This is a genomic window from Nocardia sp. GTS18 (assembly GCF_013839555.1).
In the GTDB taxonomy this organism is placed as follows: Bacteria; Actinomycetota; Actinomycetes; order Mycobacteriales; family Mycobacteriaceae; genus Nocardia; species Nocardia rosealba.
Genome location: NZ_JACBIU010000001.1, coordinates 130,750 through 148,962 on the forward strand (window position 1 = coordinate 130,750; position 18,213 = coordinate 148,962).

The window sequence follows — 18,213 nt, forward strand, 5'->3', positions numbered from 1 at the left end:
CTACTATCAGTATCGCTTCGCTACAAGATGTAGCATAAGTATGCGCCGGGAGGTAGGCCTTCGAGATGGTCGACAGCGGAATACTGGGCGATATGAGTGATTTCGACGCCGACGAGGTCGATCCGCGCCGCGTGCGGTCACGTGCCCGGCTTCTCGATGCCGCCACCACCCTGCTGCAGAACGGCGGCCTGGAGGCGGTGACCATCGAGGGCGTCACCAAACTGTCCAAAGTCGCCAGGACCACCCTGTACCGGCATTTCGACAACGCGGTCCAGTTGCGGGCGGCCACGATCGAGCGCCTGCTGCCCTCGGCGGTGCAGAGCCCACCCGAAGGCCCGCTGCGCGACCGGCTGATCACTCTGCTCGCGCGTCAGGCCGACGCGATCAGGGACACTCCCCTGCAGGTGTCGACCCTGGCGTGGTTGGCGACCGGTTCCGACCGCACGGCCGACAGCCCCGCCATCACCTCGCTGCGCAGGCGCCTCATCGATCAGTACCGCGCGCCGTTCGACCAGGTGCTCGAAACACCGGAGGCCCGTGCGCAACTGGGCGACTTCGATACCTACTTCGCGCTGTCGCAGCTGGTCGGCCCGCTCGTCTTCGCCAAACTGCTCGGCCTGCGCGAATCGACTCGCCAGGATTGCGCCCGGATCGTCGACGACTTTCTCGCGGCCCGCGCCGCGATCACCTCCGACGGATCCGGGCGACACCCCGGCTAGCTGCCCGTCAGATCACGACACCGACATCGTTGCGCACCAGGACATCCAGCGCGCGCTCGGCCACCGCGGCGATGGTCATGGAGGGATTGCACGCGGCGGTATTGCCGGGCATGAGGGCGCCGTCGAGGACGTAGAGGCCCCGCTGGCCGCGCACCCGGCCCTCCAGATCGCACACACTGCCCATGTTCGCCCCGCCCAGCGGATGCCAGGTGGAGGGGAAGATCGCGTTGGTGTCGATCAGGTGTGCGCTCGGGCCCGCGACACGGCGGATCGCGGCATCGATGTGCGCCTGGATGCCTCGGTCACCCTCGTGGGGCCAGCGCAGTCGCGCGTCGTCGGATCCGGGGTCGTAGACGAAGTCGCCGCGTCCGTCGCTCACCCCGTACCCGACGAGCATGGTGCTGCCCGCGTCCAGTGACAGCGGCGGGATCGACGCCTGGATGAAGGTGAACGCCGCCTGCGGATCGTCCCAGTTCTTGCTCCCGAAGACGACCGGGCCACCTTGGGCCGCACCGAAATTCGCCGACGGATCCCGCCAGACATAGATCCGGTCGGCATTGGTACCCCAGCCCTTCCCCAGTTCGTCCGGCAGGTCGGGAATCGCGCCCTTGGCACCGGCGCGCACCAGCAGGCGGGTGGTGTTGAGGCTGCCTGCGGCCAGCACGAGGGTCGGCGTCGTGATGACCTTGTTCTCCAGGACCACGCCGCCGGTGTCGATGCGGTCGACCCGCACCACCCAGCGGCCGTCGGGAGCCCGCTCGATGTCGGTGACCTCGTGCAGGGTCTGCACGTCCACGATGCCCGTCGTCTCGGCGGCGGCGACATAGGTGACGTCGACGGAGTTCTTGCCCCCGTTGTTCACCCCCATCGCGCCGTCGCCGTTGGTGTAGGACGGCTTCATCTCCCCGCGCAGCTCGGCCAGCGCGTAGTTCCAGTCGATCGGCATGGGGATCTTCGACAGCGGCAGTCCGGCGCCGCGCACGCGCTCCGCGAAGATCCGCGCCGCCGCGTAGGGGGCGCTGTCGACCAGCTCGTCCGGCGCGGTGGCCAGGCCGAGCATGCGCGCCACCCTCGGGTAGAAGACCTGGTCCATGCGCTCCCAGTCGATCCCGGCCGGGAAGTGCGTCTCGAAAACTTCGCGCGTCGGTTGCAGCGACATGCCCTGGTACACCAGCGATCCGCCGCCGAGCCCGGCCGCGCACAGCGCGGTCATCCCCGTGCCCGAGACCGCTTCGAGCAGTCCGGCATAGCGGTCGAAGATCAGGGGTGTGCCGAAGAGTGTCGGGCTGGACCGATGCCACAGCAACCGCTTGTCCGGCTGGGTGGCGCGGGGGAAGGTCTCCGAGTTGGGCCCGGTGGCCCAGCGTCGGCCGCGCTCGAGCAGCAGCACCGGAACACCTGCCTGGGCCAGGCGCAGGGCGGCGACGCCGCCGCCGAAGCCCGAGCCGATCACCACCGCCCGGCGTTCCTCCCTGGTGAGCGGGATCCCGCCGGTGCGGGCGGCGATCCCGGGAGCTGCGGCGGCGCCGCGGGCGGAGGCCAGCAGTAATCCGGCGCCTGCGGCACCGCCGAGTAGGGCGCGGCGGGTCATCATCGGCATGTCGAAACCTTCATCGTGTCGTCCTGGCACGGGTCGACCCCGCGCCGTTCCAGTAGGAGGGAAAGCAGGCCGATCTCCTGGCCCTGAGTGCGCACGATCTCGCGTGCCGAGCGTTCGACCTCGCCGCCGGTGAGCACGGCGTCGGCCGCCGCGGCCATGTCGACGCCACCCGCGTGATGTCTGCGCATCAGTCGCAGGAAGACGATCTCGGCCTCGGTACCACGTGCGGCCGAGAGCTGGTCCAGCTCGGCGGCCGTGACAGTGCCCGGCATCACCGGCACCGCTTGTCCTGCCGAATGTCGTTGCCCGTGTAGGTCGTCCGGCAGCCACGCCATGGCCCGGTCGTTGGTGACCGGTGCGTCGGCCAACCGAAGCCAGCCGAGGAACATGCCCGATTCGGTGCGCTGCTCGTCGGCGATCTGACGGGCGAGTCCCACGACGAACGGGTCGGCGCCGGTGTCCAGCCGTTGCGTGAGGAGCATCGCCTGGGTGTGGTGGGCGAGCATGTCCTGGATGAAACCGATCTCGGTCTCACTGAGCACCTTCGGCGCGCTCGTCGTCGTGGGCAGCGCGGGTCGTAGCGCCGCTCCCATGGCGAGCAGCAAGATCGCCAGCGCACCGAATCCGGCGTATCGGAAAGCGTTGTGCCGTCTCATGATCCGGTCGTCGAGTCCTGGTCCGGCGGCGGGGTGTAGACCTCGGGCGAGAGCTCGAGCGCCAGGAAACCGTTGTCCGCGCACGTGGTCCAGAGCTGGTTGCCACGCCATTCCGGTGGTGAGAAGCACCAGTCGGTGGACAGATCACCGAGGGCGAGGGTGCCGCTGCGCGCGCTCAGCGCCTGGGCGGGGTCGAACACGCCGCGCAACATGGACTGGACCACCGCGGGCGCCGAGAGCACCGGCACGCCGATGATCGAGGCCAGCGCGTGCGGGGAATTCCAGAGCTGGGCGTTCTCGCCGGTCCGCGCGGGCGGATTGAAGTAACCGATCTCCCGGACAGCACCGGGATCGCGTACGTCGAACACGCGGATTCCCGACGAGGTCCAGCCACACGCGAGGGCAGTCGGGTCGGCGGGCCGGTCGGCGGCGCAATAGTGCGCGTCGTAGGCGAACAGGGATCCGCCCGCGGCCGAGGCGAGCATCGAGTCCTGGTTCTCGGGCAGATTGATCTCGAGCTTGATCGACCCGGCGATCCTCGGCTGACGGTCGTCGGAGACATCGATGAGTTTCACCCCACCCGACCCCGCCTCGTCGACGGCGAACACATACGGATCTCCGCCGTAGGTCACCGGAACAGTGTGTTGGGTGGCCCACCCGTCGGACCAGGTCATGTCCGACAGTTCGGGAACCTGCGGAGACGGATCGCGCCGCTGCACGGCGCTGATGTCGAGCACCTTCATGCCGCCGAGGTTGTTCGCCAGGTAGAGGCGGTTGCCGTCCGGGGAGACGCCGAGCCCGTGCATGGACATCCCCGGCATCCCCTGCCACACCACCCGGGGATTCGCCGGGTCGGTCAGGTCGACGGCGCTGAGCAGGCCGGGCGCCGTGCCCGAACTCCAATAGGTTCGCCCGTCCGGGGAGAAACCACCCTCGTGCGCCGTGATCGGCAGCGGCAGCAGCGGATTCGTACCGGTACCGGGGTTGAGCAGGCGCGGGTGCGCGCAGTCGCTGATGTCGTAGATCGACAGCAGGCCGGCACCGACCAGCGCGGGTACCCCCGCACCGACGAGCAGTTTGCGGGCCTTGTTGACCTTCAAGCTCTCCCACGTACCGGCGAGCATCGCCGGTTCGGTCAGCGTGGCGGTGTGCACCGGCGCGGACGGGTCGCGCACGTCGAGGACGTGGACGCCCGCGTCGGGGCCGAGCAGGTCACCGGGAAAGAACGTGCCGACGTAGGCGCAGTGCTCGAAGGTGACCGAGGTGATGCCACCGCCGCGACCGCCCGCCGCGCCGAGCAGCCGCATATTGCACCGGAATCCCTCGCGGGACCGTCCGCTGTCGCGGTCGGCCGCGGGAACGTCACCCTGGAGGCCGGTTTCGGGCGCGGATCCCGGCAGGCAGTCGACGCGGCCCGCGGCCGGTTGGGAGTGCGCGCTCACCGCGCCCATCGACACCAGCAACGCGGTGACGAGAATCAGTCCGGCGCGCCAGTGCGCACGGGCAGAGATAGTGCTCATGTATGCAGTCGTCGCCCGAGGTGAGGGCGCCTTTCTCGAGTAGTAACCATGTTACTGTCGATCGGACGCTACCACTCGGACCCCACCGCCGGAACGAAATCGAGCGAAGTCGGAAGGAACGTTCCCGCAGCGGAGAGGCGGGTTACCTCGCGCGCTCGCCTTCGACCTCGCGCAGGAACGATTCGATGAGTTCGACCACCTCCGCATGGCCCGTGTCGACCTCGAAGGCTTCCTCCATACGCAGGAAGCGCGAGACGCTCGACATCAGCAGGATGAGCGCGCCCGGGCTGTAGCCCGCGCCGCCGTGATCGGCCAGCGCCGAGGACACGGCATCGAGCTGGAGCGCGCGGAATCGACGGGAGGACTCGGCGATCTCGGCCCGAATCGCCTTGCGGTGATTCGCCAGCGCGACGAATTCCATGGTCAGCGCGGTCTGGGACTGGTCGTTGATGGCGTCCCACAACGCCCACAGCGGTTGCGGCGATGCCAGCGCACGCAGTTGACGTTCGTAGCTGCGATCCGCGCCGCGCCGGAACAACTCGACGAACAGATTGTCCATGTTGCCGAAGTAGTAGTAGACGAGCGCGGGATTCACGCCCGCCGTGGTGCCGAGGCGTCGGGAGCTGACGGCGGCATAGCCCTCCTCGAGCATGATGCACTCGGCCGCGTCGAGCAAAGCGGAACGGGTGGTCGGGTTCTCGGCGTCACGGGCGGGCTTCACATGTAGGCCTGTCTGTCGGGCGAGCGGCACATCGCCGCTCGCGAGCGTCGCGCTACACCCTTGACAGTGGTGAGCGTCGTCACGTATATCTTAATCACTCGCTCAAATTGAGCAGTCGGTTAAGACCCCGGATCAGGCCTGACAGGTCATTTCGGTGGCCCGCCGACGGCCATTCACACTGACCGCCCTTCCCACCGGCGAAGGGTTTCCCGCGCCGCGCAGCCGGCGCCATCGCGCCCGGAACGGGTGTTCGCTGCCTTGCCGAGAGCAGAGGAATTCGGATGAACAACACAGCCCCAACGCCTTCGGGCTCGACCGCACCCGCCCGGGTCGCCGTGGTGACCGGTGGCGCCTCCGGGATGGGTGTGTCCATCTGCGCCGCGTTCGCCGCGGCGGGCCATCGGGTCGCGGTTCTCGACATCGACGGCGCGGCCGCGCAACGCACCGCCGAACAGCTGCGCGAAGCCGGTGCGGCAGCCATGGCCGCCGCGGTCGACGTCACCGATCGCGATGCTGTCCGGGCGACCATGGACAAGGTGCGGGCCGAGTTCGGTGCCGTCGAAATCCTGGTCACCAGTGCGGGTTCCGTGGATTTCGCACCGTTCACCGACATCAGCCCGCAGGCGTGGAACCGCATCGTCGACGTCAACCTCAACGGGGTCTTCCACTGCGCCCAGGCGGTGGTCGGGGACATGGTCGCGGCCGGGTGGGGTCGCATCGTCACGATCTCGTCGTCGAGCGCGCAGCGCGGTTCGCCGGGAATGGTGCACTACACCGCCGCCAAAGGCGCGGTGGTCGCGATGACCAAAGCCCTCGCACGGGAGTACGCCGCGGCGGGCATCACGGTGAACACGATCCCGCCCTCGGGCATCGACACACCGATGTCGCGCCGGTCCCAAGCCGCCGGGCACCTGCCCGGCAACGAACGCATGGCAGCCGCGATTCCGGTGGGGCACTTGGGAACCGGTGACGACATCGCCGCGGCGTGCGTATTCCTGTGCTCGGAACAGGCCGGCTATATCACCGGCCAGGTTCTCGGTGTGAACGGCGGATCGGTGATATGAGGAGCTCGGCCACTCCCCGCCTGGCGCCGCTACCAGTGCGGGACTGGGACGAGGACACGCGGGCGGTGTTCCGGGGTCACGTGACATCGGCGGATCGATATCTGTCCGGCGCGCCCGATGCCCCGGCCATGCCGGGCATTCTCGGATTGCTGGCCCACCATACGGAATTGGCCGGCGCGTGGCTGGCCTACAACGGGCAGCTCATCGAGCGGCCGACGGTCGACCCACGCGACCGCGAACTGGTGATCCTACGGGTGGCCTGGCGCAGCGAGTCGGCTTACGAATGGGCGCAGCACGTCCGGATCGCCACCGGTCTCGGCGTCACCGAGGAACAGATCTCCGCGATCCGCCACGGATCGCATTCCCCGGTCTGGTCGCCGGTGCAGCGGTGCCTGCTGGCCATGACCGATCAGCTGCTGGCCCGGCACCGCGTCGACGACCCGACCTGGGCGCAGCTGGAATCGCACTTCGACAGCAGGCAGCTCATCGAGCTGCTGTTCGTCGCCGGCTCGTACCTGTGCCTGGCGATGGTGCTCAACAGCGTTGCACTGCAACCGGACCCGGAACGGGAGGAACGATCATGAGTGAACTCGTAGAAGAACCGGCCACCCGGCATCAGTGGCCGAGGCCCGCCGAAGGCAGCTGGACCGAGCACTACCCCGAACTGGGCACGTCCATGATGTCGTTCGAGGATTCGGTGTCACCGGAGTTCTTCGAACTCGAGCGGAACGCGATCTTCCGGCGGGCCTGGCTCAATGTCGGCCGGATCGAGCAACTGCCGCGCACCGGAAGCTATTTCACGAAGGAAATCGAGGCGGTTCGCACGTCGATCGTCGTGGTCCGCGATCACGACGGAACGGTGCGCGCCTTCCACAATGTGTGCCGCCACCGCGGAAACAAGCTGGTGTGGAACGAGTTCCCCAAGGCCGAGACCTCGGGGGTCTGCCGTCAGTTCACCTGCAAATATCACGGCTGGCGCTACGGGCTCGACGGCTCACTGAGTTTCGTGCAGCAAGAAGACGAGTTCTTCGACCTCGACAAGGCCGGGCTGGGACTGGCGGCGGTGCACTGCGAAGTGTGGGCAGGCTTCATCTTCGTCAATCTCGACGACACACCACGCCAGACGCTGCGCGAATTCCTCGGCCCGATGATCACCGATCTGGAGGGTTATCCGTTCGACAAGATGACGGAGTGGTACGAGTTCACGGCCGACAACCAGAGCAACTGGAAGTTGTTCGCCGATGCCTTCCAGGAGTATTACCACGTCCCCGGCCTGCATTCCCAGCAGGTGCCCAGTGCGGTGCGAACGCCCGGAAAGGGCTTCGAGTGCGCGCATTTCCAGGTGGACGGCCCGCATCGGATGGTGTCGACCGGCGGCGCGCGCCGCTGGACGTTGCCCGCGGAATTCATGTATCCGATCGAACGGGTCACCCGCAGCGGTCTGGTCGGGCCGTGGGAATCACCCGACATCGGTGAGCCGCCCACGGGCTTGAATCCGGGCCGGATCGAACCGTGGGGCATCGACAACTTCCAGATCTTCCCCAATATCGAGATCCTCATCTACCGGGGCTGGTATCTGCTCTACCGCTATTGGCCCACCTCGTACAACACCCACCGGTTCGAGGGGATGCTGTGTTTCCAGCCGGCGCGCACGGTTCGTGAGCGGGTCGAACACGAAGTCGCCTCGGTGGTCTTCAAGGAATTCGCGCTCCAGGACGCGGGCATGCTCACCGGCACGCAGACCGCGCTGGAATCGGCGTATCGCACCGCGGGTATCACCCGGTACCCCGTCAACGATCAGGAAATCCTGGTTCGCCATTTCCACAAAGTCGTCGCCGACTGGGTCGAGCAGTACCGCACCGAGGCCGGTGCCCGATGACGTCGACCATGCTCCCACCCGCCTTCGCCGACCTCGAGCGGTTCGCCGCCACCTGGTGTCTTGCCACCGAACACGAGCGCTACGCCCGCCGCCTCGGCAGCTCCATGCAGGAATTGCTCGAGTTCTACGACGCCTGCTTTCCCCGCCTGGAAGACGCCCTGGCCTACTGCGACAAATTCCCGCTCGACGACCTGCCCGAGGACACGATTCACCTACTGCACCTGGTGTATTCGCTCGTGATGGTCGCCATGGCGGTCGAAATCTTCCAGCAACCCAAACCGGTCGACAGCGCCGATGCCGAGCTCGAGCGCGTCGCCGCGCCCTGGCCGTGAGATACGAAGGAACCCCACTATGACGATCACCATCGAGAAACTCGGGCAGGCCGTCGGCGCCCAGGTCATCGGCGTGACACGCGACCAGCTCCTCACCGACGACAGCGTCGCCGAGACGGTGATGACGGCGCTCGAGGACAACGGGGTGCTGGTCTTCCGCGATCTGCATCTGGATCCGGAGACCCAGGTGGCCTTCTGCCGCACGCTGGGCCAGGTCGACATCTCACCGGGGCATCATCCGGTGGAGGGGATCTACCGGGTCAGTCTCGACACCACCAAGAACTCCTCGGCGAGCTATCTGCGTGCCACCTTCGACTGGCACATCGACGGCTGCACGCCCGAGGACGACGCCTACCCGCAGATGGCGACGGTGCTCACCGCCAAGGCGGTCGCGACCAGCGGCGGGGAGACCGAATTCGCCAGCACCTACCGGGCTTACGACGACCTGTCCCCCGCCGAACGCACCTACCTGGGGTCGCTGCGGGTGGTGCATTCGCTCGAGGCCTCGCAGCGCGGTGTCACCACCGACCCGACACCGGAGCAGTTGGCGGCGTGGCGCAGGCGCCCGACCAAGGAGCACCCGCTCATCTGGACGCACAAATCGGGCCGTCGCTCGCTCGTGCTCGGCGCATCGACCGACTATGTGGTCGGGTTGCCTGCCGACGAGAGCCGGGCGTTGCTGGACGACCTGCTGCGCCGCTGCACCGCCCCCGACCGCGTGTACCGGCACACCTGGTCGGTCGGCGACACCGTGATCTGGGACAACCGTGGCGTCATCCACCGCGCCGCCCCTTATCCGGCGGGCTCACCGCGAGAGATGTTGCGCACCACTGTGCTCGGTGAAGAACCGATCGAATAACCCACCGACACAGCACGTCAGGAGTAGTCATGCCTCGTTGGCCCAAACCCGCCGAGGGTAGCTGGACACAGCACTACCCGGAACTCGGTACCGCACCGATGTCCTACGAAGACTCGATCTCCGCCGAGTTCTTCGAACTCGAACGGGACGCGATCTTCAAGCGTGCCTGGCTCAATGTCGGTCGCGTCGAGCAACTTCCACGCACCGGCAGTTATTTCACCCGCGAGATCCACGCCGCGCACACCTCGGTGATCCTGGTCCGCGACCGCGACGGCGCGGTCAACGCCTTTCACAACATCTGCAGGCACCGGGGAAACAAGCTGGTGTGGAACGAGTTTCCCCGCGAGGAGACCTCCGGGACATGCCGCCAGTTCACCTGCAAGTACCACGGCTGGCGCTACGGGCTCGACGGCGCGCTGACCTTCGTGCAGCAAGAAAGCGAATTCTTCGATCTCGACAAGAACGAACTCGGTCTCGCACGCGTGCACTGCGAGGTGTGGGCCGGCTTCATCTTCGTCAACCTGGCCGCCGAACCACAGCAGACGCTGCGGGATTTCCTCGGCCCGATGGTGACCGGACTCGAGGGCTATCCGTTCGACAAGCTCACCGAACGCTATTCCTACCGGTCCGAGGTCGGCGCGAACTGGAAGCTCTACCTCGACGCTTTCCAGGAGTTCTATCACGCACCGGTGCTGCACGGAAAACAGACGCCGGACAACTTCTCCGTCGCCGCGCAGCAGGCCGGATTCGAGGCACCGCACTATCAGCTCGACGGTCCGCACCGGTTGGTCAGCACGTCCGGTGTGGTCACCTGGGAACTCGATCCGACGATGCGCAAACCGATGGAAGACATCACCCGCAGCGGTCTTTTCGGTCCGTGGGATGTTCCCGACCTCGGGCCGATGCCCGCCGGTCTCAATCCCGCCGGCTGCGAACCCTGGGGGCTCGATTCCTTCCAATTGTGGCCGAATTTCACCATTCTCATCTGGTCCGGCGGCTGGTATCTCACCTACCAGTACTGGCCGACCTCGCACAACACACACATCTTCGAGGGAAATCTGTACTTCACGCCCGCGCGTACCCCGCGTGATCGGGTCGCCCACGAAATGGCCGCGGTCACCTTCAAGGAATACGGATTGCAGGATTCCTCGACCCTCGAGGCGACGCAGCTGATGCTGGAATCGCGTGCGGTGCGCACCTTCCAGCTCAACGACCAGGAGATCCTGCTGCGGCACCTGCACAAGGTCGCCGCCGACTGGGTCGAGGACTACCAGCGCGAGCGCACGGAGGCACCGCGATGAGCGAACAGTTGCTGCCCACCGAATTCGCCGACCTCGAGCCGTACGCCGCAGTGTGGTGTCTCGCCACCGAGACCGAGCGCTACGACCGGCGGCTGAACTCCACCATGGCCGAGATGCAGCGCTTCTACGACGCGATCACCGCGCGAGCCGAGGACGCACTCACCTACTGCGACAAGTTCGCGCTCGACGAGCTGCCCGAGGACGCGAAAAACCTGATGTACCTGCTGTATTCGATGGTTCAGGTGTCCTTCCCCGTCGAGGTGTGGCGCCAGCCGCGCATTCCCGACACCGGGGCCGCGTCGCTCACCTGCGTCCTCGAGCCGAGCCTATGAGCGGGTCACGCGTCGTCCTGCGGGCCGCGGCGTGGGTCGACGTCGAGACCGGGCAGCGGCACACACCCGCGGTGATCGTCGTCGACGGCAACCGGATCGCCGCCGTCGATCCGGCCGAGATCCCCGTCGACGCGCAGGTCATCGATCTCGGTGCCCTCACGCTGCTGCCCGGTCTGATGGACATGGAGGTCAACCTGCTCATCGGCGGGCCCGACAATCCGTCGGGGTTGCCGAATCCGATGCACGGCGTGCAGGACGACCCGGTGTACCGGACCCTGCGCGCCTCGGTGAACGCCCGCGTCACCCTGCACGCGGGATTCACCACGGTCCGCAACCTCGGCCTGATGGTGAAGACCGGTGGCTACCTGCTCGATGTGGACCTGCACCGCGCCATCGAACAGGGCTGGCTGGAGGGCCCGCGCATCGTGTCGGCCGGGCATGCCATCACCCCGACCGGCGGCCATCTCGACCCGACCATGTTCCAGCGGCTCGCCCCGCACATCATGCCGATCACCGTCGAGGAGGGCCGCGCCAACGGTGTGCCGCAGGTCCGCGAATCGGTGCGCTACCAGATCAAATACGGCGCCGAGGTCATCAAGATCTCCGCCTCGGGTGGGGTGATGTCGCACGGCACCGTCGCCGGCGCCCAGCAGTACTCCGACGAGGAACTGGCCGCGATCGTCGACGAGGCGCACCGCGCGGGGGTGCGTGTCGCCGCACACGCGCACGGCGACGCCGGTATCCGCGCCTGTCTGCGCGCCGGGGTCGACTGCATCGAGCACGGGTCGCTGGCCGAGGACGACACCCTCGCGCTGATGGTCGAGCAGGGCACCTACCTGGTACCCACCAGCTACCTGTCCGAAGGCCTGGATGTGTCCAAAGCCGCTCCCGCACTGCGGAAGAAGGCCGCCGAGGTCTTTCCCCGGGCACGAGAGACCTTGCGCAAGGCGATCCGAGCCGGCGTGCGGATCGCCTGCGGAACCGACGCACCCGCCGTGCCACACGGACAGAACGCGAAGGAGCTCTGGGCACTGGTCGATCGCGGCATGACACCGGCCCAGGCGCTGCGCGCGGCCACCGTCACCAGTGCCGAACTGATCGGTGTCGACGACCGCGGCCGGCTCGCGCCGGGCCTGCTCGCCGACATCATCGCCGTGCCGCGTGATCCCACCGCCGACATCACCGTTCTCGACGACGTGCGGTTCGTGATGAAGGACGGCCGCATCCACAAGAAGCCGTAAGCCGTTCGCTCACAACACTTCACCGCCCGAGGGATCGAGGTAGCAATGTCGCCACGTCACCAGCTCTACATCGGCGGGGAATGGGTACGCCCGTCGACCGGCGCGACCATCGAGGTGATCTCACCGCACACCGAGCAGGTGATCGCCCGCGTCGCCGACCCGGCGCAGGCCGATATCGACCGTGCGGTCGCGGCCGCCCGCCGCGCGTTCGACACCGGACCGTGGCCGCGGCTGGCCCCGGCGCAGCGAGTGGCGCTGGTCCGGCGCCTGGCCGAGGCCTACCGTGCGCGGGAAGAGGAACTGGCGCAACTCATCACGGCCGAGATGGGCGCGCCGATCACCTTCGCCCGCTCGGCACACGCGAGGCTGCCCGGCGTCATGATGCGGGCCTTCGCCGACACCGCGGCGGGCTACCGCTGGCAGGAGACCAGAACCGGATTCCTCGGCCGCGACGTGGTGGTCCGCCACGAGCCGGTGGGTGTCGTCGCCGCGATCATTCCCTGGAACATGCCGATGTTCCTGACCGTCGCGAAGCTGATCCCGGCCCTGCTGGCCGGCTGCACGGTGGTACTCAAACCGTCGCCGGAGACGCCGCTAGACGCCCGGCACATGGCCGAACTGCTCGATCAGGTCGGGCTGCCACCGGGAGTGGTCAGCATTCTGCCCGGCGGCCGCGAGGTGGGCCGCCATCTGGTCGCGCACCCGGGCGTGGACAAGGTCTCGTTCACCGGTTCCACTCCCGCCGGTAGGCAGGTGGCCCAGGTGTGTGGGGCTGCGCTGCGGCGGGTCAGCCTGGAACTGGGCGGTAAATCCGCCGCGGTCGTGCTCGACGACGCCGACCCGGCGGCCGTCGCCACCGGCATGATGGTCGCCGGTCTGATGAACGGTGGACAGGCCTGTGTCGCCCAGACCCGGATCCTGGTTCCCGTGCATCGGGCGACCGAGTTCGCCGACGCGCTGGTGGCCGAAGTCGAAAACCTCTGTGTCGGTGACCCGTTCGATCCCGCGACCCGTGTCGGGCCGATGGTCTCGCAGCGTCAGCAGCAGCGCGTCCGCGCCTATATCGACCTGGGGCTGCGCAGCGGTGCCCGGCTGCTCGTCGGCGGCACCGGACTGCCCGACGGTATCGACCGTGGTTGGTACATCCGGCCGACGCTGTTCGCGGGCGTGGACAACAGCATGCGGATCGCCCGGGAGGAGATCTTCGGTCCCGTCCTGAGCCTGATCGCCTACACCGACGACGAGCATGCCGTGGCGCTTGCCAACGACAGCGAGTACGGGCTGTCGGGATCGGTCTGGTCCCCCGACATCGAACGCGCGACGGCGGTGGCGCGCCGGGTGCGCACGGGCACCCTCGGCATCAACGAGCCCTACAGCATGGACCCCGTCGCACCGTTCGGCGGCATGAAGAACAGCGGGATCGGCCGCGAATTCGGTACCGAGGGGCTCGCGGGCTACCTCGACACGATGTCAATGTCGATCCGCCCCGCAGCAGCGAATTCCGCCGTGCCACAACCTGTTACCGCAGCGCCGACGACGAGCCGACCGCAGCGGGTCGACCGGTCATGAGCGCCCGGATGTCACGGCAGCTTGATCGCCGACATGTACATCTCGAGAATCGGGCCGTAGAGATCGACGCCGTCGAGCTTGGTGCCGAGCACCACCGAGGGTGTCGTATGGATGAGGACCCGCGCCATCGTCATCGGTGGGATCAGCGAGGTCGCGCCGATGCGTTCGAGATTCTCGATGATGAAGCGCCCCAACGCTTCCACGGTTTCTTCCTGCCGGGCGGCCACCCGCTCACGCACGTCCGGGTTGCGCAACAGGTACAGGGTGAACTCCATACCGAGCGCGGCGTGTTCGGTACCCCGGTCGGCGCCGAGCCTGCGCCACAGCTCCCCCACCCGGTCCAGCTCCTCGGGCCCCAAGTTCGACGCCGCGGCGAGCACCTCGGTGAAAGTGTCGAAGTAGCGCTGCATGTACCGGTCGTTCACCTCGAGGAAGAGCTCTTCCTTGGTGGCGAAGTGCTTGTAGATCGCGCCCTTGGTGTAGCCGGCGGCATGGGCGATGTCGTCGAGTGTCGCCGCCGCGAAACCCTTTTCGGCGAATACCTCTTGGGCGGCATCCAGGAGCAGGCCCCTGGTGTGCTCGAGTCTCCGCTCTCTGGTCCAACGCTCAGCCATGCCAGCGAGTATGCCACGAATCTCAGAAACTCCTCGGAATCTCAGATCCCGACTGGTATATTTCCATTCGTAGAGATTCCTCACAATTCAAAATCAGGAGGTGCGCCGTGAGCGGACCGTCGGCGCCGAAAAAGGGAACCACCGTCACCGAGCCACTCGGCAATGTGGCCACCCTCGGCGCGAAAATTCAGTCGACAAGCAAAGCAGTCAAGATCTGGGCCACCCTCGGCGGCGCTATTCTCGCGCTCCAGATCTATGTGTGGCTGCGCTGGATCACCGGCCCAAATTTCGAGCGGGTCCCCACCGGACCGAGCGACCCGCCCACCTTCATGAAGGTGATTCTCAGCGTTTGGACCGGCGTCATCCTGCTGGGGCTACCGGTGGGCATCTATTTCTTCATCGTCCGGCCCTGGCGGCGGGAGCGGCGGATAACGCTCGACGGCATGCTCCTGGTGGCCTGTGGCCTCATGTTCTTCCAGGATCCCCTGCTGAACTACTTCAATACGTGGAGTACGTACAACACCTGGATGTTCAACATGGGCTCGTGGGTGCAGGACGTACCGGGCTGGCAATCCTATGGCGAACCCGGCGCGATGATGGCCGAACCGATCCTGATGAACGCACCGGGATATTCGTACGGCGTGCTGCTGTGCACCATTCTCGGCTGCTGGGTGATGCGTAAGACCAAACAGCGCTTCCCCGGCATAAATACGGGCGGACTGATCGGTGTCCTGATCGTGTGGACATTCTTCTTCGATCTCGTCATCGAGGGCCTTTTCCTGATGCCGATGGGTCTTTTCACCTATCCCGGCGCATTGCAGGACTGGTCGATCAATGCCGGCACCTATTACCAGTGGCCGTTGTACGAGGGCCTCATGTGGGGTGGTGTGCAGGCGGGCCTGTGCGCCCTGCGCTACTTCACCGACGATCGTGGCCGCACATTCGTCGAACGCGGCCTGGACCAGATCCAGGGCGGTTTCGTGAAACAGCAGTTCATCCGATTCCTCGCGATTTTCGCGGCGGTGAGCACCTTCTTCTTCGTCTGCTACAACATTCCCGCGCAGTTCTTCGCGCTGCATACCGATCCGTGGCCCGAGGACATCCAGAAGCGGTCCTACTTCAACATGGGCATCTGCGGCGACGGCACCGACCGGCTCTGCCCGCACCCCGATCTTCCGGTTCCGTTCCGCAACAGCGGATACATCGATTCCAGCGGCCGGCTCGTCCTGCCCGAAGGCGCCGAACTCCCGAAGATCGTGCCCTTCGCCGATACCGACAAAGGAAAATGAGATGACCAGTCGACCCAGCGCTGTGCTCGACGTTCCGCAGGTACCGTTCTATCGCTCTGTCGGCAATGAGGTCGAGGTGTTCCGTGCGGCGGCCGCGGGTGGTCTGCCGCTGCTGCTCAAGGGCCCGACCGGATGTGGCAAGACCCGGTTCGTGGAGACGATGGCCGCCGAACTCGGCCGCGAGCTCGTCACGGTGGCCGGCCACGAGGACATGACCTCCGCCGATCTGGTCGGCCGCTTCCTGCTCAAAGGCGGCGAAACCGTCTGGGTGGACGGCCCTTTGACGCGGGCGGTGCGCACGGGCGCGATCTTCTACCTCGACGAAGTGGTCGAGGCGCGCCAGGACACGACCGTGGTGATCCACCCCCTCGCCGACCACCGTCGCGAACTCCCCGTCGACCGGCTCGGCCAAACCCTGCGGGCGGCACCGGGATTCCAGCTGGTGATCTCCTACAACCCCGGCTACCAGAGCGTTCTGAAGAACCTCAAGGAGTCGACCCGGCAGCGGTTCGTCGCCATCGAACTCGGATTCCCACCACCCGAGATCGAGCGGGAGGTGGTGGCGCACGAGGCAGGCGTCGACGCCGAGACGGCGCGGGCCCTGGTCGCGCTCGGCACCGCCATCAGGAATCTGGACAACTCACCGCTGCGTGAGGTGTCCTCCACCCGGATGCTGATCCTCGCCGGTGGGCTCGTCGCGGGCGGGCTCGACCTGCGCGGTGCCGTGCAGTCGGCCGTGGTGCAGGCCCTGTCCGACGACGCCGACATCATCAGTGCGCTCGGTGAACTCGTCGACGCCGTCCTTCCGCCGTCATGACCGGCGACGACGATCCGCGCGGGCCCGCCCGGTTCCGGCTGCTCGCCACCTATCTGGCGGGCAGGTCGGTGGATATCGCCGAGCTGCCCGCCGGGGGATCCCCGTTCACGGACGGCCGGATCATCTACGTGTCCCGCGACGGTGAGCAGCGCCACGAAGTACTCGTCCAGGCCGCGCTGCTCGGCGCCGGGAGCCTCGATCCGGCACTGGTGAAGTCGCTGCGGGGACGGCCCTCTACGGCGCACCGGTACCTGTCCCTCGAAGGTCATCGCGTGCTCGCCGACCTCGCCCCCCGTGTTCCGCTGGCGGCCACCCTCGAACTCGACGGCCGGCCACCGACCGCGAGCGCCGCGGATTCACTGGCCGCGGCCAAAGGCAAAGGCGCGGTGACTGATCCACCGACGTGGTTCGGCACGATCAAACCCTCCCGGCTCGTATCGGTCGATCCCGGGCCCGGTGCCCGGGCCGCCGACCGCGAGCTGCGCCTGGAATTCGACCTCGGTGCCCTCCCGGACGCCGACGACGAGGTCGAGGACAGCGTGGAGAAGTCCGAGGAGAGCAAGATCCTGAAGCTGTTCGAGAATCCACTGTTCAGCGGCAAATCGGTGATGGACTTCTTCCGCAAGACCATGGGCAATTCGCGTTCCGACGGCGACGGGGCCGCGGGCACCGAGACACCGGTGAGCGCGGTTCGCCGGGCACGCACGGCCGGACCGCATGCCCGCCCGCTGCCCACCCCGATCAGGTTCACCGATGCCGAAACACCCGGTGCCGCAGCCGGAATCGGTGGGGCACTGCACCCGGAGTGGGATGTGTTCGGCAACCGGTACAAGCCGCAATGGTGCCGGGTGATCGAATTCCCGCTCACCGTCCCCGCCGACATCGCGGCCGCACGAGTGCCGGAGGACGATGTGCTCCGGCGCCGGCTGGCTCGCGTCGGCCTGGGGCCGAAGGTGTTGCGCGGGCGGGCCGACGGCGACGAGCTCGATCTCGAGGCGCTCATCGATCTGTTCGTCGACCTGCGCTCGGGCTATTCGCGACCGGAACACGTCTACCTCGAGCACCGCAAGCTGGACCGCAACCTCGGTGTGCTGATCCTGCTCGACGCCTCCGGCTCGTCGACCGACGCCGACCAGGCGGGCCTGTCGGTGCACGAACACCAGCGACGCGCGGCGGCCACCCTGGCCGCCACGCTCGAGGAGCTCGGTGACCGGGTCGCGGTGTACGCCTTCCGGTCCGAGGGCAGGCACGCGGTGCATCTGCCCGCGATCAAGACCTTCGATCAGCGCTTCGGCGCCGTCGGCCGGGCCCGGCTCAATCAGCTCCAGCCCGCGAACTACACGCGCCTCGGTGCCGGGATTCGCGGCGCGGGAGAAATCCTGAAGAACGAGGCGGGGACACAGAACCGGCTGCTGATCGTGCTGTCGGACGGATGCCCCTACGACGACGGGTACGAGGGGCACTACGCCGAGGCCGATGCCGCCAAGGCGCTCGAGGAGTTGCGGGCCGACGGCGTCGCCTGCCTGTGCTTGTCGATCGGGTCGACCACGTCCCCCGACGCCCTCGAACGAGTCTTCGGTACGGCAGGCCATGCCGGGGCGGCGACGCTGAGCGAATTGAGTCCTCGCATGGACGAGCTGTTCCTGTCCTCGCTTCGGGAACTCGCCGCGCCCGTCCCGCGATAGCGCGACACCGGAAAG

18 protein-coding genes are annotated in these 18,213 nt (G+C 67.2%); 13 read left to right on the forward strand and 5 right to left on the reverse strand.

Annotated features, from left to right (window positions below):
* Positions 1-92 precede the first annotated feature (92 nt).
* Complete coding sequence (locus tag HYG95_RS00620) at positions 93-719, forward strand: TetR/AcrR family transcriptional regulator (protein ID WP_181696043.1); 627 nt, start codon at positions 93-95, stop codon at positions 717-719.
* A 7-nt stretch (positions 720-726) separates the two neighbouring features.
* On the opposite strand, the gene HYG95_RS00625 is transcribed toward HYG95_RS00620, so the two are convergent.
* The 4 genes from HYG95_RS00625 to HYG95_RS00640 form a co-directional block, all read right to left on the reverse strand.
* On the reverse strand, positions 727-2,319 hold the full coding sequence (locus HYG95_RS00625; protein ID WP_181696044.1) for a GMC oxidoreductase: 1,593 nt from the start codon (positions 2,317-2,319) through the stop codon (positions 727-729).
* A complete protein-coding gene (locus tag HYG95_RS00630; protein ID WP_181696045.1) occupies positions 2,310-2,975 on the reverse strand; it encodes a DUF305 domain-containing protein in 666 nt (221 codons plus the stop codon). Before HYG95_RS00630 ends, HYG95_RS00625 begins: the two co-directional genes overlap by 10 nt.
* Positions 2,972-4,426: an LVIVD repeat-containing protein gene (locus HYG95_RS00635; RefSeq protein ID WP_370465660.1), complete on the reverse strand. Its 1,455-nt coding sequence runs from the start codon at positions 4,424-4,426 to the stop codon at positions 2,972-2,974. Before HYG95_RS00635 ends, HYG95_RS00630 begins: the two co-directional genes overlap by 4 nt.
* A 211-nt stretch (positions 4,427-4,637) precedes the next feature.
* On the reverse strand, positions 4,638-5,216 hold the full coding sequence (locus tag HYG95_RS00640) for a TetR/AcrR family transcriptional regulator (RefSeq protein WP_181696047.1): 579 nt from the start codon (positions 5,214-5,216) through the stop codon (positions 4,638-4,640).
* A 281-nt stretch (positions 5,217-5,497) separates the two neighbouring features.
* Here HYG95_RS00640 and HYG95_RS00645 point away from each other — a divergent pair, with 281 nt between their 5' ends.
* From HYG95_RS00645 to HYG95_RS00685, 9 genes are read left to right on the forward strand one after another with little or no spacing between them, the layout of a single operon-like run.
* Positions 5,498-6,280 (forward strand): SDR family NAD(P)-dependent oxidoreductase, encoded by a 783-nt coding sequence (locus HYG95_RS00645; protein ID WP_181696048.1) that lies wholly within the window; start codon positions 5,498-5,500, stop codon positions 6,278-6,280.
* Positions 6,277-6,864 carry a carboxymuconolactone decarboxylase family protein gene (locus HYG95_RS00650; protein WP_181696049.1) on the forward strand — a complete coding sequence of 196 codons (588 nt, stop codon included), beginning with the start codon at positions 6,277-6,279 and terminating at the stop codon, positions 6,862-6,864. The genes HYG95_RS00645 and HYG95_RS00650 overlap by 4 nt, the downstream gene beginning before the upstream one ends.
* Positions 6,861-8,159: an aromatic ring-hydroxylating dioxygenase subunit alpha gene (locus tag HYG95_RS00655; RefSeq protein WP_181696050.1), complete on the forward strand. Its 1,299-nt coding sequence runs from the start codon at positions 6,861-6,863 to the stop codon at positions 8,157-8,159. The genes HYG95_RS00650 and HYG95_RS00655 overlap by 4 nt, the downstream gene beginning before the upstream one ends.
* Entirely contained in the window at positions 8,156-8,491 is a 336-nt protein-coding gene (locus tag HYG95_RS00660; protein ID WP_181696051.1) for a hypothetical protein, read from the forward strand. The genes HYG95_RS00655 and HYG95_RS00660 overlap by 4 nt, the downstream gene beginning before the upstream one ends.
* Before the next feature lie 19 nt (positions 8,492-8,510).
* Positions 8,511-9,350: a TauD/TfdA family dioxygenase gene (locus HYG95_RS00665; protein WP_181696052.1), complete on the forward strand. Its 840-nt coding sequence runs from the start codon at positions 8,511-8,513 to the stop codon at positions 9,348-9,350.
* 29 nt (positions 9,351-9,379) lie between these two features.
* On the forward strand, positions 9,380-10,651 hold the full coding sequence (locus tag HYG95_RS00670; protein ID WP_181696053.1) for an aromatic ring-hydroxylating dioxygenase subunit alpha: 1,272 nt from the start codon (positions 9,380-9,382) through the stop codon (positions 10,649-10,651).
* On the forward strand, positions 10,648-10,983 hold the full coding sequence (locus HYG95_RS00675) for a hypothetical protein (RefSeq protein WP_181696054.1): 336 nt from the start codon (positions 10,648-10,650) through the stop codon (positions 10,981-10,983). Before HYG95_RS00670 ends, HYG95_RS00675 begins: the two co-directional genes overlap by 4 nt.
* On the forward strand, positions 10,980-12,224 hold the full coding sequence (locus HYG95_RS00680; RefSeq protein ID WP_181696055.1) for an amidohydrolase family protein: 1,245 nt from the start codon (positions 10,980-10,982) through the stop codon (positions 12,222-12,224). The genes HYG95_RS00675 and HYG95_RS00680 overlap by 4 nt, the downstream gene beginning before the upstream one ends.
* Before the next feature lie 45 nt (positions 12,225-12,269).
* Complete coding sequence (locus HYG95_RS00685; RefSeq protein ID WP_181696056.1) at positions 12,270-13,793, forward strand: aldehyde dehydrogenase; 1,524 nt, start codon at positions 12,270-12,272, stop codon at positions 13,791-13,793.
* Positions 13,794-13,804: 11 nt separating this feature from the next.
* Here the strand turns inward: HYG95_RS00685 and HYG95_RS00690 are convergent, their stop codons facing one another.
* Positions 13,805-14,407 carry a TetR/AcrR family transcriptional regulator gene (locus tag HYG95_RS00690; RefSeq protein ID WP_181696057.1) on the reverse strand — a complete coding sequence of 201 codons (603 nt, stop codon included), beginning with the start codon at positions 14,405-14,407 and terminating at the stop codon, positions 13,805-13,807.
* 164 nt (positions 14,408-14,571) lie between these two features.
* Here HYG95_RS00690 and HYG95_RS00695 point away from each other — a divergent pair, with 164 nt between their 5' ends.
* The 3 genes from HYG95_RS00695 to HYG95_RS00705 are packed head-to-tail and all read left to right on the forward strand — an operon-like array spanning position 14,572 to position 18,198.
* On the forward strand, positions 14,572-15,696 hold the full coding sequence (locus HYG95_RS00695; protein WP_225280341.1) for a spirocyclase AveC family protein: 1,125 nt from the start codon (positions 14,572-14,574) through the stop codon (positions 15,694-15,696).
* Between the two features lies 1 nt (position 15,697).
* On the forward strand, positions 15,698-16,513 hold the full coding sequence (locus HYG95_RS00700) for a CbbQ/NirQ/NorQ/GpvN family protein (RefSeq protein ID WP_181696059.1): 816 nt from the start codon (positions 15,698-15,700) through the stop codon (positions 16,511-16,513).
* Positions 16,510-18,198 (forward strand): nitric oxide reductase activation protein NorD, encoded by a 1,689-nt coding sequence (locus HYG95_RS00705; protein ID WP_181696060.1) that lies wholly within the window; start codon positions 16,510-16,512, stop codon positions 18,196-18,198. Before HYG95_RS00700 ends, HYG95_RS00705 begins: the two co-directional genes overlap by 4 nt.
* The last annotated feature ends 15 nt before the right edge of the window (positions 18,199-18,213 follow it).